Origin of the sequence: Endozoicomonas sp. ALE010 (assembly GCF_049310165.1) — a bacterium.
Lineage (GTDB): Bacteria > Pseudomonadota > Gammaproteobacteria > Pseudomonadales > Endozoicomonadaceae > Endozoicomonas.
In genome coordinates this window covers 1-16430 of the sequence record NZ_JBLYNV010000028.1, presented here as the reverse complement: position 1 = coordinate 16430, position 16430 = coordinate 1, and the positions used below count along the sequence as shown (strand labels likewise).

General features: G+C 48.6%; 11 protein-coding genes, 1 tRNA gene and 1 pseudogene. 10 read left to right on the top strand and 3 right to left on the bottom strand.

Annotated features, from left to right (window positions below; translation table 11 throughout):
* Positions 1-110 precede the first annotated feature (110 nt).
* The 3 genes from ACO6UY_RS12920 (at position 111) to ACO6UY_RS12910 (ending at position 7511) form a co-directional block, all read left to right on the top strand.
* A complete protein-coding gene (locus ACO6UY_RS12920; RefSeq protein WP_422462904.1) occupies positions 111-2969 on the top strand; it encodes a protein kinase domain-containing protein in 2859 nt (952 codons plus the stop codon).
* A 130-nt stretch (positions 2970-3099) separates the two neighbouring features.
* On the top strand, positions 3100-6858 hold the full coding sequence (locus ACO6UY_RS12915) for a hypothetical protein (RefSeq protein WP_422462906.1): 3759 nt from the start codon (positions 3100-3102) through the stop codon (positions 6856-6858).
* 272 nt (positions 6859-7130) lie between these two features.
* Positions 7131-7511 (top strand): PH domain-containing protein, encoded by a 381-nt coding sequence (locus ACO6UY_RS12910; RefSeq protein ID WP_422447474.1) that lies wholly within the window; start codon positions 7131-7133, stop codon positions 7509-7511.
* Between the two features lie 50 nt (positions 7512-7561).
* Here the strand turns inward: ACO6UY_RS12910 and ACO6UY_RS12905 are convergent, their stop codons facing one another.
* Positions 7562-7873, bottom strand: a complete 312-nt coding sequence (locus ACO6UY_RS12905; RefSeq protein ID WP_101746619.1) for a YhbY family RNA-binding protein — start codon at positions 7871-7873, stop codon at positions 7562-7564.
* 222 nt (positions 7874-8095) lie between these two features.
* Positions 8096-8353: a hypothetical protein gene (locus ACO6UY_RS12900; protein WP_422462908.1), complete on the bottom strand. Its 258-nt coding sequence runs from the start codon at positions 8351-8353 to the stop codon at positions 8096-8098.
* Positions 8354-8942: 589 nt separating this feature from the next.
* On the opposite strand from ACO6UY_RS12900, the gene rlmE reads away from it, so the two are divergent.
* The 7 genes from rlmE (at position 8943) to ACO6UY_RS12865 (ending at position 15934) form a co-directional block, all read left to right on the top strand.
* Positions 8943-9563: a 23S rRNA (uridine(2552)-2'-O)-methyltransferase RlmE gene (rlmE, locus tag ACO6UY_RS12895; RefSeq protein ID WP_422447469.1), complete on the top strand. Its 621-nt coding sequence runs from the start codon at positions 8943-8945 to the stop codon at positions 9561-9563.
* Between the two features lie 190 nt (positions 9564-9753).
* Entirely contained in the window at positions 9754-11703 is a 1950-nt protein-coding gene (gene ftsH, locus ACO6UY_RS12890; RefSeq protein ID WP_422447935.1) for an ATP-dependent zinc metalloprotease FtsH, read from the top strand.
* A 390-nt stretch (positions 11704-12093) separates the two neighbouring features.
* Entirely contained in the window at positions 12094-12939 is an 846-nt protein-coding gene (gene folP, locus ACO6UY_RS12885) for a dihydropteroate synthase (RefSeq protein WP_422468329.1), read from the top strand.
* Between the two features lie 206 nt (positions 12940-13145).
* A complete protein-coding gene (gene glmM, locus ACO6UY_RS12880; protein ID WP_422462914.1) occupies positions 13146-14483 on the top strand; it encodes a phosphoglucosamine mutase in 1338 nt (445 codons plus the stop codon).
* 136 nt (positions 14484-14619) lie between these two features.
* Positions 14620-15366: a triose-phosphate isomerase gene (gene tpiA / locus ACO6UY_RS12875; protein WP_422447463.1), complete on the top strand. Its 747-nt coding sequence runs from the start codon at positions 14620-14622 to the stop codon at positions 15364-15366.
* 2 nt (positions 15367-15368) lie between these two features.
* Complete coding sequence (gene secG / locus ACO6UY_RS12870) at positions 15369-15776, top strand: preprotein translocase subunit SecG (RefSeq protein WP_209201916.1); 408 nt, start codon at positions 15369-15371, stop codon at positions 15774-15776.
* A gap of 71 nt (positions 15777-15847) precedes the next feature.
* Positions 15848-15934, top strand: a tRNA-Leu gene (locus tag ACO6UY_RS12865).
* A gap of 113 nt (positions 15935-16047) precedes the next feature.
* Here the strand turns inward: ACO6UY_RS12865 and ACO6UY_RS12860 are convergent.
* Positions 16048-16430, bottom strand: a pseudogene (locus ACO6UY_RS12860) (hypothetical protein); the annotation flags it as partial.

Sequence of the window (16430 nt, the reverse complement as noted above, 5' to 3'; positions counted from 1 at the left end):
ATGGAGCTTTGATTTGACTTTCTGTCAGGTTAATTAACAACGATAAAGAACTAATTAAACTTTTAATGATCAAATCTTCATAATCAAATTTTTAATTGCAGGAATGAGTTATGCATTACCCTCCATCCATTGCAACCAAGCCACCACTGCATCAGATGGACTCAGTCCGTGGCAAACAACGCAATGCCCCTGAGATTAAGTTCATTCGGCAATTGTCCCCCCGGGAAGCCAGAATGGCTGAAGAATTATATGGTCAGCTTAAAGCACATCATCACAGCAGTTCAGATCGCTCCTGTCATTGTTTAGTGAAGTCCGGTTATTTTGATCGACTGGTTGGCTTTAAAAGGGCTGGGGAGAAACCTTTCATTATCCAGGTTCACGATATAACCAATCCATATATAGGCAAAGGTGCTTTTGGAGAAGTCTATGAAAGTAGTCTTTTGGTCCGAAAGTCAGAGAAATGTTGGGGAGTTCCTCAAGGGCAGCAATATAACAGAATTATGAAGATCCAGAAAAACACTGAAGTTGCCAGGAGTGAAATGGACTTTCATTCGGTTCAGCCCGGATCGTTAGGTGCTGGAAAATTTAAAGATTACCAATATCTGGATCAACTACGCATTCCCGGAGAATGTTTGCAGAAGTATTTTGATGATCAAGAATGGCCACTGAAAGACAGGTTTGACTGTGCTGTGGCTATGTTGATTTGTGCTAAGACTTTCGTGGCTGGGGGGTTAGTTCATCCCGACCTTAAACCGTCCAACATGATGTATGATAAGGTTAATAAAGAGATCTTTTTTATTGACAATGCCCATGTATTTGATCTTGAAGATCCATCAGCGCCCAGGCCCCAGAATCTAGTGGGGACACCGTTGTTTATTGAGCCTGACCAACACCAGAAATCAGAAATTACAGCCAAGTCGATGGTGTTTTCCCTTGGAATTATTTTGTTGAATCTATTTTCTGATGAACCTGGTAAATATAAAGTTGCCGAGTCTCGGACTGTTCAGCGCGAGGACTTAAAACTAAATCTGGCGGAATTTCTTCCAAAACTCAGGATAGACAGTAATGATTTCGTCCAGCAGCTGTCAGGTTTCTTAACTCAGATGGTTTCGACAAGCAGCGCCTCTCGTCCCGACTTAGACGAGTGCCTGGGGAAAATGACCGCTTTTTCCAGTGGATACAAAATCATTGAAGAAGCTGCTAGTGAATTGAAGTTAGCCAAAAGTAGCGTTGAAAATTTGAAATATGAACTAACGATGTTAAAACAAAGCCAAAGGTTAGCTAAAAGAAGTGGGATAACAGAAGAGGAATTTAAACAACTAAAAGAAGAGGGAGCAGCAAAAGAATATAAAATGAATATGAAGTTGCAAGTGCAGCAGATTGCAATCGAAAAGATGGAAGAAGAGCAGAAGCAAAAATTGGAAAAGTTAATGCAGGTACAACAGCTGAAGTTGGAAAAACAGAAGCAAGAAACCGAATCGCTGGAAAAACAAACTGCTTATTATAAAGCTGCGGCAGAACGTGCGCAAAGTGATGTCGAGCAGACATCTCGTATACTGGCAGCGCAGAGAGCAGAAGTAGAAGAGATGGAAGGAGCCCTTTTTAGTCAAGAAAAAGAATTGAGGAGGTTGACAGAAAAGGTTGCCAAGGCAGAGGAGCAGAATCGGGAGGCGGATACAGCGCATAACGAGGCGGTGGCAGCGCGTATAGAGGCTGAGCAGGCGCTCACAGAGGCACAAAATAGAAATTCTCAATATGAACAAAAGCTGACAATAGCGAAAAATGATCAAAAGCGTGCAACGTCTAAATTGGAAGAATTTGAAGTCAATGAGAAAAAACTACTGGCTGAGAAAGCTTCTGAAGAGACGAAAGTAAAGGAACTTTCGAGTAAGCTGTCTAAAAATCTAAAGGCACCTTTGGATAGGTTGAAAAAGGTAGCAAGTAACCGGGATGATATAGATAAAGCTGATTTTTGTACGATATTGCCTGGTATTATAGAAACCCAGCTATCCAATTCTGAGCAGATCAGATTACTGGAAAAGATTGGAATATTTATTTTTTGCAATATTGGAGCCACCTATACCCATAAGTCCAATTTAAGGCCTTTTTCCTTATATCCCCGTCGGCAGTCTGATTTCACGAAGACTCAACGAATGCATTTGGAGGCAGTTTCATCCCAGGCTAAAGCGCTGGCAGAAAAAATGTTAAAAGGTAATGAAGAAAGTAAGCGGCAGGCGTGCGATTTTTTAAGCAAAGGTTTTGTTACACGTGTTCAGGTCACAGATGCTTTAACAGCAGACAATGGCTGGGCTGAATCACTGCTGGCCTCCACTCCCGGAATTTCAAAATATCAATTTACGTCAGAAGATGTGGCCAAGTTTAAGAAATCTCACCTCTGTCATTATTTTCAAGATGGCAGGGAAGGTGACCCCGGTAAAAGCAAACAACTGGCAGCTTATATGGCGGATTTGGAAAAAATGGATGAAGTCACAGCGGCAAGGAGTTTGCTGGCTATGCTCGCAGCTAAAGAACCTGTGGCAAATTTTGCTGCTTTAGAGAATGAGTTTTTGTCTATTCTCACCAGACCGGACGCATATACCAGAGGGGCGCAGGACACTGTCACCTGGTTTGCTGAATATGTGTGTGAAAGTGTCGTTGGAGAGAAACTTATTCGTCAGGATATTGATTCGCCATCGGCAACCAAAATGAAGCATATTGCTTTGCTGCGATCTGCTTATGAAGAGGTTTTAAATCCATTGATTGGGGAGAAGCTGGATTCGCAGGTCGTTAAAAAATTAGCGGAGAGTCGCCTGGTGAACTTTTCTCCCGTTCAATACCAGCATGAACTTCAAGGTTTTCAAAATGATCTGAAGTATAAAGTGACAGCACTTTTGGAGTCCGAGGAAAATATTGCAGTCTACAAGGATTATTTGCATAAAAAGTTCGCGGCAAATTTTTCTGTTTCATAGTGTCAGTTACCCGGCTCTGGCTGCGCTATTGCCACGTGCGCCAGCCTTTCGGGTTGAGTTTATCTCCCTGATTGGCACATTCTGAATGGAACCTAATAATAATTTTAAGGTCAAACGGCGTTATTTATGAGTGCAGGGTATTATTCTGAAAGCTGCCGCATCAACCAGCGCCCACCCAAAGTCTGCTCGCTGGGTTGATCAACAAGCCAGTTCAAGCAGGCTTCCTTACCCTTCCATAAGTGCATTTTACGGTAAAAGTGTCTCAAACCTTAGTCCCCATAGAGTCACAGGCATCGCTCTGTATAACGGCAAGTGTGTTGAGGATGCTTTTTGGGAAAAAAAACCATTACAAGGACGTCAAGTCACTTCGGCTGATGTGCTTACAGCCTATGGAAATGATACATCCTCTATCAGAAGCGGCTTTTTCCTGCAAAAACTGTGCTTACAGAACATTTTGCATGGCAATAGAGTCGTTACCCCGATTCAGGTCATTGAAGAGTTCTCCCGACAGCCAGATCAAAATCATAAGTTCAAATTAGCGATAGCACGCTTCATGGCGGAATGTTGCCTGATGGGCCTGAACTTGAATGGTCATCCGGTCACTCCGGATTCGGTGGTCATGGCTTATCACGCCATCGGGGCAACACTGGAGCTGGCGCGCTTCAAGTCGGAGTGTTGCCTTAGGTATCTGCTGTTGAATGGCCGACAGGTTACACCGGATGAGGTGGTTAGGGATTACCCGGATAGTCCGGGAGGCAAACTGGGGATAGCCCGCTTTAAAACGGAATGTTGCCTGAAGTGCCTGCCGTTGAATGGTCGGCTGATCTCACCGGAGGAAGTGGTTAAGGATTACCCGGATAGTCCGGATGGCAGACTGGGTATAGCGCGCTTTATAGAAGAATGTTGTCTGAGGGGCTGGCTGCTGAATGGTCAGCAGGTGACACCGGATGAAGTGGTTAAGTATTTCCCGGATAGTCCGGTAGGCAAACTGGGTATAGTGCGCTTTAAAGCAGAATGTTGCCTGAACAGCCTGCCATTGCACGGCCAGCAGGTCACAGCGGATGAGGTGGTTAAGGAATATCAGGTGGTCGGGGCACCACTGTCGCTGGCACGCTTCAAAGCGGAATGTTGTCTGAGGAGCTTGCTATTGCATGGTCGGCAGGTGACACCGGAAACGGTGGTCAAGGATTATCAGGCCGCCGAAGCCCCGCTGGAGCTGGCACGCTTCAAAGCAGAATGTTGCCAGCGGGGGCTGCTGTTGAATGGCCAGCGGGTTACGCCGGATGCGGTGGTTAAGGATTATCAGGCCATTAACGCGACACTGCCGCTGGCACGCTTCAAAGCACAATGTTGCCTGCGGGGGCTGCCGTTGAATGGCCAACGGGTTCTACCGGATGCGGTGGCGAGGGATTATCGGGCCGTTAAAGCGACACTTGAGCTGGCGCACTTTAAGGAACAATGTTGCTTTAGAGGGAAGCTGTTGAATGGTCAGCAGGTTACACCGGATGAGGTGGTTAAGGAGTATCGGGCTGCCAGGGCAACACTGGGGCTTGCCCGTTTCAAAGCGGAATGTTGCCTGAGGGGTATGTTGCTGAATGGCAGACAGGTTACAACGGCTGCGGTGGTTAATGATTTTCCGGCAAGCCCGGAAGGCAAACTGGGCGCAGCGCGATTCAAAATGGAGTGTTGCCTGCGGGGCCTGGCGTTGAATGACCGACAGATCGAACCGGATATGGTGGTTAAGGATTTACCGAAGTGTTCGGACAGTAAACTGGCGATAGCGCACTTCAAAGCGCAGTGTTGCCTGAGGAGCATCTCACTGAATGGTCAGCAGGTCACACCGCATGAGGTGGTTAAGGGTTTTCAGGCAATCAGGGCAAAACTGGCGCTGGCATGTTTCAAAGCGGAATGTTGCCTGAAGGGCATGTTGCTCAATGGCCAGCAGGTCACAGCGGCTGAGGTGATCAAGGATTTTCCGGTGAGTCCGGAAGGCAAACTGGGGCTAGGGCGCTTCAAAGCGGAATGTTGCCTGAGGGGCTTGCCGTTAAAGGATCGGCCGGTGACACCGGATACGGTGGTTGAGGCGTTTCCGGACAGTCCGGAAGGCAAACTGGGGATTGTGCGTTTCAAAGCAGAATGCTGCTTCAGGGGCTTGTTGTTGAATGGTCAGCAGGTCAACCCGGATGAGGTGGCTAAAGACTATGTCCGTGGTGGTTGGCTGCTGGAAAGAGCTATTTTTTATTCCCAGCTGGCATTGAATGCAAGAATAGTGCATGGCTCCGATCTGGATAACCAGAGAGTATTGGCAGCGTTTAACACAGTGCCCGGGGATCATTCTTCAAGACAAACCAGGTTTCTGATTCAACGGCTGGAACAATTTCAGCCCTATGATGAAGCCAGCGAGGTTCAGGCTATTTTTCAAGAAGCCTGTCAAACCTTAAACAACTTATCGGTCAATGACGATGAGCAGCATCGAGTGCAATGTATCCTGAAATTCATGGCTTTGCAGCATGAGCTGCCAATGAATCATCAGAGCGTATCAGCACAACAGGTATTGCAATCCATCAATACACTGAGGCGCTCATTTCAGAATTTACGCCTGCATTTCTTCTTCCTGGCTCATTGCTACAGTAAGAGACTGCCTATTGATGGACGACAAATCCATAAGGATCAGGTGCTGGAGTGCCTTAATAGTTTCCCTGAAGGAAGTAAGCAGCGCCATGCGTTGGGCTGCTGGTTTGAACAATACAGCACCAAAGCCAGGATACTTGATCAGCGGCTGTTTCAACCGGTTATCCCCGTAAGTGATATTGACAACTCTGGCCGGGTAGCAAAACCGTTAGAGGTATCCAATGGCAATCTCGGCCAGGAAGACCTTTCCCCTCCTCAGGTTAGGGAGTTCAGGAATGCACCAGATAATGCATCGGTTGCTCAGGCATTATTTTCCACCCTTGTGGCTCAAACCCGGAAGCAATGGCCAAAAACAGGGGCACCGGGTTTCCCGGACAAGCAAGCTCAGCGGTTAGATGCGCTGACACTAAAAGCACTGGAAATTATTCAGGACATCAATCGCTCTTATGCCAATCCCCCCATTCTGATTACCGGTTCATACGCCCGTTTTTTGCAGAACCTCTGCCCGGCATTTAATGATATTGACATTATCTGTACGACAGAAAAATCGGCCACCATACTCTTTGAGAAGTTGCAGGCACTGAACACCGATGAGGATTCAGAAATCACACAAAACATTACCTTCAGGCCGGTCCCGGGCTGTCAGGCGATTAAATTGCCACAGGCCTGCAATATTGATCTTAGATACGGTGATTTGGGTATCAAAACGATGGGGCTGCAAGTCAGTGTGGACTCCAGAGTCATTGATACGAATGGAGCACGACTGGCCGTTCACGTTCCTGGTGTTGAAAGGCCGGTATGGTGTTTGTCGTTTACTGAAGAAACCCGATTATTGAACGATGCGCTGGCATACCTTGTTGATAACCTTGATCCGCTGACAAGAAAATTGCAAAGAGGGGTTGTATTTGACATACCTCGAACCCTTCTTTTTAACAAGCCCCAAAATGCCCATGAGCGCATTTATGGCTTGCTGATACGCTCACTGCTTACCCTGAATAAAGGTCGGCAGTTTATCGCCCTGCACTGTGAGGAAGAACCCGAAACATTAAACTGCCGGACTGACCGGCTTCAACAGGAACAACATCGCCTTCATGTACTGACTGGGAATCTTCAAATAAAATTGGCCAGCCATGTGTGCCGTGATGATTTTGAGCGCAGGGTTAACGGCTGGCTGGCGACAGCTCAGCTCGTCAATGATTACCAGGTCAAGAGGAAGGATTTTGTCAAAGAGCTGCTGACGATGATGAATCCTGAATAATACCAATTCCACCTTCTAAATATGATAACGAGCAAGTCATTTTGGACCGCTGGGCAAGGCGGAATGACGAGTAATAGCAGGGCTATTGCGAGGAATTCCAACGAAGATCCAGCGGTTCAAAATGGCTGCGCAGTTCATATTTAGAAGGTGGAGTTGGTATCAGATCCGGTAGACTCGACGCATTGAACATGAACATCGGTAACAAGTTCAATTGCGGTATCCCCGAAAAATGATGCTTGCTGATAACCTGTGAAAAATTAAGGAGAAATGCTATGGGTCTGTTTGATGCCTTACTGGGCAATGCAGGTGAGATGAGCAATACGGAAGCAATGGAGGATCTGGCAACCATTCTTAATCCGTCGGAGTCCATAGAGCTGGCCTATAAGCTGGTGCGGGATATGGTGGTTTTGACCAATCACCGGTTGATTTTGATCGACAAGCAGGGGCTTACCGGACGCAAGGTTGAATATCGCTCAATACCTTATAAGTCGATCACTATGTTTACTGTTGAGTCTGTAGGTCATTTTGATCTGGATGCTGAACTGAAACTATGGATTTCCGGCCAGCCAGAGTCAATGCAGATGGAATTTAACAGCAAAACCAATATTTATAAGCTTCAGGCACTCCTGGCGGCAAAAGTGGCAGGGCAGTAATTGCTTGCCAGCCAGTCGTTGATAAAGGCCACCATCGTGGCCTGTTCGGTTTAGCCCTGGACTCTCAGCAGGTTTGAGAGTGCCGGATTGGGTTTGTCGGCGGCTTTGAAAATCAGTGCGATTTTGCCAATGGTTTGAATGAGATCAGAGTTTGTGGCGCTGATCAGTTCGCTGACCAGTTGCTGGCGGGTTTCCCGGTCGCCAATGGCGAATTTCACCTTGATCAGTTCATGGTCATTCAGTGCGCGTAATGTTTCTTCAACCACGCCATCTGTCAGCCCCTTGTCTGCCACAATGACGACAGGGTTCAGGTTGTGGCCGATGGTACGGAAATGCTTCTTTTTGGCTGCATTCAAGCTCATGTTTGCTATTCCTGATAATTTCTTTAATAACGAATCGTCATACACGATATCTGATGATGGGTATGACCGTATTTTTCCAGAGAAGTTTTCGTTAATGCAGGTTGGGGACAGAAAAGTACTGTTCATGGAGCGCTTAACGGTCATTGACTGGGTGTCGAAGAGAGCGAATTAATGTCCAGCGCCGTGGACTGCGGAATGGGTCTCAGGCTGGCAGCATTTAAGTCACTCGACAGCATATGCAAGCTTCTGGTGGCGCATGCTATCGCTTTCTGGCTGCTGAGGGAAGTGTGCCTGCTGTTCGAGGCTGCCCGTATAAGTGGTGACCTGTCTCTTCGGCAGTGGTTGAACAATACGTATTATGCTGATGGTGTTACAGCGGTTAGTGATTACTGACTCCACAATAATAAACATTCCAAAGCGTTTGATCAGCACAAGTGTGTGGAAAGTGTTGGCTTGTGGTGCGTAATAACCCCTAATCATCCGCTTAATCTTTTATTGTCTTCTGCTGTCACAGCCATGCTGTATAAGATATTATCACCATGACTTTTACTTTAAGTAGTTAACCAAATGAAATCGTATTTTCTGACTAAGTGGGCAGTCACTCCCGGCAACTGCTCCTGCGTTGCTCTAGCTCCTGCATCCATGCAGTCGTGCGGCGTTACAACTACGGTCACATAGCTACGGCTATGCTCCCTACGTTGTGCCTTGCATAGTAACTGCCCACTTAGCCAGAAATATACGATTCCATTTGGCCAACTACTTACCGGCTGATGGAAATCTCAGCTTTTGTCAGGTGTAAACTTTTACCCCTTTCAGTTTTCGGTTTGATGTTGCTCAAATATTTTTCAGGCAACGTCTAGGAGCCTGTCCGAGAATAGACTGCCCTACTGCGGTGGCAGCAAATTGGTCTAAAAATTCCGTTTTGTTCGGCAAATAGCCCCGCTATTCACCTCACAAAACGGAATTTTTATCCTCAATTTTCTGCCATCCTCGCTACGGGGTCGCCTAGACGGGCGCTATTCTTGGACAGGCTCCCAAGCTTAATTTACAGGCAGTTTGCAAAAAGATTATGGCGAGATCCAAAAGTAGTGGTCGCTGGTTAAAAGAGCACTTTGATGACCACTATGTAAAGCAGTCGCAAAAAGATGGCTGGCGATCCAGGGCCAGTTATAAACTTCTGGAAATTCAGGAGAAGGATAAACTCTTTCGCCCGGGTATCCGGGTGGTTGATCTGGGTGCGGCACCCGGTGGCTGGTCTCAGGTAGCGGTTGAGCTGGTGGGTGATCAGGGGCGGGTGGTTGCTTCTGATATTTTGCCAATGGATCCTATCGCCGGGGTTGACTTTGTTCAGGGTGACTTCACAGAAGACACGGTGCTGGAACAAATACTGGAAACCATCGGTTCGGACCGGGTAGACCTTGTAATTTCCGATATGGCCCCCAATATGAGTGGAGCACTCTCTGTTGATCAGCCCAATGCCATGTACCTTGTGGAACTGGCACTGGATCTGTCCAGGCAGGTGTTGCGTACAGGAGGTGTGTTTCTGGTTAAGGTGTTTCAGGGTGAAGGCTTTGATGCCTATCTGAAAGATATGAAAACCAGCTTTGACAAAGTGCAGACCCGCAAGCCAACGGCTTCCAGGGCGCGCTCAAGAGAAGTATATCTGCTGGCCTCTGGCTTCAGGGGATAATACCGGGCGTTGAATAATAGGATGCATTAATCAGCATGATAGAAGACAATCACTGTCACACCGTCCGCTGATCGTGTATCGTTGCAGATAAGCATTAATACATAATCACAGCGAGCCAGGGGAACGTGCTCAATATAAACGATTACCTGAGGCTTAAGTACGCTCAAGAGAGGTTAGCCCCTTGAATGATATGGCAAAAAATTTGATTCTCTGGGTCATAATCGCCTTGGTGCTATTGACCGTCTTTAAAAACTTTGATGGCATGCAGTCGTCTACCCAGAAGGTTGCCTATTCTGACTTCATCAGCATGGTAGAAAATCGCCAGGTCAGTAAGGTTGTCATTGATGGTTTTACCATCACCGGCATGTTAAACAACAGTGAACGTTTTGAAACCAATCTGCCGCCCACGGTGCCAGACAACAAACTGATGGATGAACTCCTGCTGGGCAAGGTACAGGTTGAGTCCAAGCCTATTGAAAAGCAGAGTATCTGGACACAGCTATTGGTGGCCAGCTTCCCGATTCTGGTGATTCTTGCGGTATTCATGTTCTTCATGCGTCAGATGCAGGGCGGCGGCGGAGGCCGGGGTGGCCCGATGAGCTTTGGCAAAAGCAAGGCCCGCCTGCTGTCTGAAGATCAGATCAAAACTACGTTTGCCGATGTAGCCGGTGTTGAAGAAGCCAAGGAAGATGTTCAGGAGCTGGTAGACTTCCTGAAGGATCCCGGTAAATTCCAGCGTCTGGGTGGTCGTATTCCCCGGGGCGTTCTGATGGTGGGTCCTCCGGGTACCGGTAAAACCCTGATTGCCAAAGCGATTGCCGGTGAGGCCAAGGTTCCGTTCTTTACCATCTCCGGTTCTGACTTTGTTGAGATGTTTGTAGGTGTTGGTGCCTCCCGTGTCCGTGACATGTTTGAGCAGGCCAAGAAGCAGGCACCGTGCATCATCTTTATTGACGAGATTGATGCGGTCGGTCGTCACCGTGGTGCCGGTATGGGCGGTGGTCACGATGAACGTGAACAGACCCTTAACCAGCTGCTGGTTGAGATGGACGGTTTTGAAGCGAACGACGGTATTATTGTAATTGCTGCTACCAACCGTCCTGATGTCCTTGACCCTGCGTTATTGCGCCCTGGTCGTTTTGACCGTCAGGTGGTGGTTGGCTTGCCGGATATCCGTGGTCGTGAGCAGATCCTTAAAGTGCATATGCGCAAGGTTCCGGTTTCTGACAATGTGCAGCCTTCGGTTATTGCACGTGGTACTCCGGGATTCTCCGGTGCCGACCTGGCCAATCTGGTTAATGAGGCGGCGCTCTTTGCAGCACGGGCTAACCAACGTACGGTGGGTCAGAAAGAGTTTGATCTGGCGAAAGACAAAATCATGATGGGCGCTGAGCGCAAGTCCATGGTCATGAGTGATAAGGAAAAGAGCAATACGGCTTATCATGAAGCCGGTCATGCCATCGTTGGTCGATTGGTTCCGGACCATGATCCAGTCTACAAAGTGAGTATTATTCCGCGAGGTCGGGCGCTTGGGGTGACCATGTTCCTGCCTGAAGAGGACCGCTACAGCCAGAGCCGCCAGGCACTACTGAGCCAGATATGCTCACTGTTTGGTGGCCGTATCGCCGAAGAAATGACGTTGGGCAAAGATGGGGTTACAACCGGTGCCTCCAATGATATCCAGCGTGCTACCCAGATTGCCAGAAGCATGGTGACCAAGTGGGGCCTTTCTGAAAAGCTCGGTCCACTGCTCTACGATGAGGATGAGGGTGAGGTTTTCCTGGGTAAAAACTACGGTAGCGGTGGTTCCAGGATGAACGTTTCCGGTGAAACGGCGAAGATCATTGATGAGGAAGTTCGTCGGGTTGTTGATGAATGTTACTCCCGCGCCAACCAGATTCTCGTCGATAACCGCGACAAGCTGGATCAAATGGCTGAGGCGCTGATTCAGTACGAAACCATTGATAGTGATCAGATTGATGACATCATGGCTGGCCGTGAAGTTCGCCCTCCCAAGGATTCTGGTGATAACGATGACAGCGGTGTAAAGACTGCTGCTGATGAGTCTGAAGTAAAGGCGGAAGATGGTGATAAAAAAGATTCAGGTGGTTCGATTGGTGGCCCAGCTGGGGAGCACTGATCGTCAGTCAGGTCTATGATGATGAAGGGCAGGTTTATCCTGCCCTTTTTTGTATCTGCCAATTTGTCGATGAATCATGGTTATCGGTTTTTTGGCCACGGTTGGTAAGTAGTTGGCCAAATGGAATCGTATATTTCTGGCTAAGTGGGCAGTTGCTATGCAAGGCGCAACGTAGGGAGCATAGCCGTAGCTATGTGACCGGAGTTGCAACGCCGCACGACTGCATGGATGCAGGAGATAGAGCAACGCAGGAGCAGTTGCCGGGAGTGACTGACAACTTAGTCAGAAATATATGATTTCATTTGGTTAACTACTTATACCCGCTCAGGGGGAGTGATTGGTCAGGGTGGCCATCAGAAAAAATGACTGAACGGGATCTGAGGAGTATTCATGAGCAACGAATTCAAGTTGAACTGTGCAGGGAAAATGCTGGATCTGAACAGGCCCAGGGTGATGGGGGTTTTGAACGTTACACCGGACTCTTTTTATCAAGGGAGCCGCTGTGCTGATAACTGGCTGAATGTTGCCGAGCAGATGATCAAGGACGGGGCGGATATTCTGGATATTGGTGGCGAGTCGACACGCCCCGGTGCTTCCGGTGCGCCAGCCCAGGAGCAGGAGTTAGAGCGGGTTCTGCCAGTTATTGAAGGTTTGGCGTCGCGCTTCAACGTCATTATTTCCATTGATACCAGCTCTCCTCTGGTGATGAAAGAGGCGGTAAAAGCGGGCGCGGGGATTATTAATGATGTCCGGGCGTTGCACCGTGAGGGGGCGTTGGAAGCAGCAGCGGAAACGACAGTTCCCATTATTCTGATGCACTCTCTTGTTGATCAACCTGAGCCCGGGGTTGTACCGGTCTATGGTGATGTGGTTAAAGAGGTCAGCCAGTATTTGATGGCTTGTGTGGAGCGCTGCGAGAAGGCCGGAATTGCCAGGGAGCGCTTGATACTGGACCCGGGCTTTGGGGGCGGTATGTTTGGTAAAACGCCAGTGTACGATCTTGAAATGCTGAAGGGTTTTCGCCGCTTCCATGAAGCGGGTCTGCCGGTATTGGCGGGTATGTCCAGAAAGTCGTTTATTGGGGCAACCCTGGATCGGGATACCGAAGACCGGCTTCCGGGCAGTTTGGCAGCAGCTGCGCTGGCGGCACAGGCAGGTGCTCATATCATCCGTGTGCATGATGTCAGGGAAACGGTTGACGTCCTGCGTTTGCTTCAGGCCGTTGACGAAGCTTAACGTTTTCATTTCAAAAAATAATGATGCCTGCCAGTCTGGAGATCGAGCTTCCGCAGTGGTGGGTAGTCTTCACTGTCATTAAGTCATCAATGTCGCCTATTCCTTAAACCCTCTTCGTTTCAAGATAACCTGATGGTACTGGTGGTTCACTTGAATGAGTGAGATGATTACCAGATATTGCTTTCAGAAATTCTTGGTAAACGGCTATGGCTCGAAAATATTTTGGTACCGACGGAATTCGAGGGAAGGTGGGTGACTTTCCAATTACTCCGGATTTTGTCCTGAAGCTGGGCTGGGCAGCGGGTCGTGTGCTGGCGGAACAGGGTGAAGGGAAAGTCATTATTGGCAAGGACACCCGAATCTCCGGGTATATGTTTGAGTCCGCGCTTGAGGCCGGTCTGTCTGCTGCCGGTATCGATGTTGTCCTGACCGGGCCAATGCCAACCCCGGCCATTGCCTATCTGACCCGAACCTTTAATGGGCAGGCGGGTATTGTGATCAGCGCCTCCCATAACCCGTTTTACGACAATGGTATAAAGTTTTTTGCAGGCGACGGCACCAAGCTATCCGATGAGGTTGAGCTGAAGATTGAAGCATTGCTTGAGTCAGAGATTGAGGTAGTGGATTCCCAGAGTCTGGGTAAAGTGACTCGGATGAATGATGCTGCAGGCCGGTACATTGAGTACTGCAAGGGCAGCACTTCCCAGCAGCTGGATCTGCGTGGCATGAAAATTGTGATTGATGCCGGCCACGGTGCAACCTATCAGGTTGGTCCTGCGGTCTTTCGAGAGCTGGGTGCGGAAGTGATACCGATGTGCATCCATCCGGATGGTGTCAACATTAACGAGAACGCAGGCGCTACCAGCCCGGAAGGCATGGCTGCCAGAGTCAGGGAAATCGGTGCGGATCTGGGAATTGCCTTGGACGGTGATGGTGACCGGGTCATTATGGTGGATGATCAGGGTGAGGTCGTCGATGGCGACCAGCTGCTGTTTATTATTGCCATGGATCGCCATTCCAGGGGGATCTTGAAGGGTGGTGTCGTGGGCACGTTGATGACCAACCTGGGAATGGAGAAAGCATTGGAAGCTGCCGGCATTCCCTTTGCCAGGGCCAATGTCGGTGACCGTTATGTCAATGAACTGCTGATAGCCAATGACTGGCAGCTCGGCGGTGAGTCTTCAGGCCATATTATCTGTCGTGATGCATCGACCACGGGTGATGGCATTGTCTCGGCCTTGAAAGTGTTAAAAGCCATGCAGGCAGCAGGTAAGTCACTGTCTGAAATGGTGGCTGCGATCACTCTTTATCCACAAGTTATGATCAATGTCCGGGTGCAGAATAAGCGGGACACCGACACCATTGCGGGTATTGTTGAGGCGGTAAAAAAAGCAGAAGAAGAGATGGCTGGAAAAGGTCGCGTTCTTCTGAGAGCTTCAGGAACTGAGCCAGTCATTCGGGTGATGGTAGAAGGTGAAGACGGCGTTCAGGTAAAGGCTCAGGCGGAAAAGCTGGCAAAAGTGGTTGAACAGGAAATGTGCTGAATGTCACCCGGTGCAGGTATCGGCTTGCACCGGAGCTGTGTTGCCTTGATTTCAATAGCTTCGCAGGGCTTGACTTATTGTATGTTGGTGTCTTTCGGGTTAGTATTCCGGCCTCGCGATCAAAGAGGTAAGCGGTATGCGTCAGCCACTGGTAGCCGGAAACTGGAAGATGAATGGTTCTTCTGACAGTATCCGTGAGCTTGTTGATGGAATCCTTTCGGGACTTGAAACCAAGGCTGAGGTGCTCGTTTTTCCACCTAGCGTATACGTTCAGCAGGTACGCGACTTGCTGAAGGGTTCTGCGGTTAAATTTGGTGTGCAAAATGCCTCTGATAACCTGTCAGGAGCCTACACGGGTGAAATCTCTCCTCTGATGGCCAAAGACCTTGGCTGTGAATATGTACTTATTGGTCACTCTGAGCGTCGTTCCCTCTATGGCGAAACCGATGCCGATGTGGCTGCAAAATTCTGTGCTCTGGTTGATCAGGGTCTGGTACCAGTCCTTTGTGTTGGTGAGACTCTGTCTGAGCGCGAAGCTGGTGACACTATGAAAGTAGTGGCTCATCAGATCAATACTGTGCTTCGGGCTGCTGGTCCGGAGCGTCTGGCTAATTATGTAATTGCCTATGAACCAGTTTGGGCTATTGGAACCGGTCTGACTGCAACCCCTGAACAGGCGCAGGAAGTTCATGCTGAAATTCGTGCGCTGCTGGCAGAAAACGATCCGTCCATGGCGGACAGAACCCGTGTTCTGTATGGTGGAAGCATGAAGGCTGACAACGCGGCAGAACTGATGAGCCAGCCTGATGTTGATGGTGGTCTGATCGGTGGTGCTTCGCTGGTAGCTGCTGATTTCAAGGTGATTTGTCACGCTGCGGGATAGTAATGGAAACCATTATTCTTCTTGTGCACGTGCTGGTAGCTGTTGGCGTGATCGCTATGATCATGCTGCAGCAGGGCAAAGGTGCAGAAACAGGAGCCAGTTTTGGCTCGGGGGCTTCACAAACGGTGTTTGGAAGCCAGGGCTCAGCGAACTTTCTGAGCCGTACAACCGCTATTCTGGCAACGATCTTTTTCGTCACCAGTATCGGTCTGGCGATGATGGCCAGGCAGAAAGCTGATAGTGTTGCTGATGCTGGTTTACCATCTGTTCAGATTGAACAGAGTGTGCCGGTCAATGATGCGCCTTTTTCGGTTGATTCATTAGAAAACACTATCGAAAGCGATGCGCCTGTGTTAGAGTCTCAGCCCGTTGAGAGCAGCGGCTCCAGCAGCTCTGAAAACCCTCAGTAAGATTTAAAATCTTATTGATTTATAAAGAGTTTTCAGAAATAATTTTGCTGTCGCCGAGAGCGACAGTTAAGGCCGAAGTGGTGGAATTGGTAGACACGCTGTCTTGAGGGGGCAGTGCCCGTATGGGCGTACGAGTTCGAGTCTCGTCTTCGGCACCAATAGAATCAAGGGTTTACGGGGATTTAGGAATAGACTAATATGGTCGTTTATCAAAAAAATTCCCAAAAAAAAGCGGCCAAAAATAGCCTCTTAATAGTATTTTGGTTCATGACTATTGTTTGACAATAGTCGCATAAAAAAAAGGCCTGAGATGGCCTTTTTTTGTACCTTCGTTTTCTTCATCTCGTTCCTTTGACTTCCTGTGTTTTACGGATGTAAACCTTCTTGGCTTCCAGGGTTTGTGTCCGGATACCAGTCCTTCATGATCCGATACTCCTTTTGCTTTCAGGTCATGGAAGTGCCACTTTCCTGCAATCAACTTTTCTTTGGCGGCGCTATTAATCAGATTCTGCCACTGGGTGTCCAGCGTGTTCTTGACCATTTTTTTCCCCGGCTCCATCTGGCTGCCTTTCACCACCCCGATTGATATTTTCCTGAAATCTGTTGTCAAAGGATTGATCAGATATTCAGGAACGTCGACATGTTGCCAGTTCA

Bases quoted from the DNA above. Each gene is read 5' to 3' on its own strand.
- glmM (WP_422462914.1), top strand. From the start codon at position 13,146: ATGGCTCGAAAATATTTTGGTACCGACGGAATTCGAGGGAAGGTGGGT.
- tpiA (WP_422447463.1), top strand. From the start codon at position 14,620: ATGCGTCAGCCACTGGTAGCCGGAAACTGGAAGATGAATGGTTCTTCT.
- folP (WP_422468329.1), top strand. From the start codon at position 12,094: ATGAGCAACGAATTCAAGTTGAACTGTGCAGGGAAAATGCTGGATCTG.
- ACO6UY_RS12910 (WP_422447474.1), top strand. From the start codon at position 7,131: ATGGGTCTGTTTGATGCCTTACTGGGCAATGCAGGTGAGATGAGCAAT.
- ACO6UY_RS12900 (WP_422462908.1), bottom strand. From the start codon at position 8,353: ATGATTAGGGGTTATTACGCACCACAAGCCAACACTTTCCACACACTT.
- ftsH (WP_422447935.1), top strand. From the start codon at position 9,754: ATGGCAAAAAATTTGATTCTCTGGGTCATAATCGCCTTGGTGCTATTG.
- secG (WP_209201916.1), top strand. From the start codon at position 15,369: ATGGAAACCATTATTCTTCTTGTGCACGTGCTGGTAGCTGTTGGCGTG.
- rlmE (WP_422447469.1), top strand. From the start codon at position 8,943: ATGGCGAGATCCAAAAGTAGTGGTCGCTGGTTAAAAGAGCACTTTGAT.
- ACO6UY_RS12920 (WP_422462904.1), top strand. From the start codon at position 111: ATGCATTACCCTCCATCCATTGCAACCAAGCCACCACTGCATCAGATG.
- ACO6UY_RS12905 (WP_101746619.1), bottom strand. From the start codon at position 7,873: ATGAGCTTGAATGCAGCCAAAAAGAAGCATTTCCGTACCATCGGCCAC.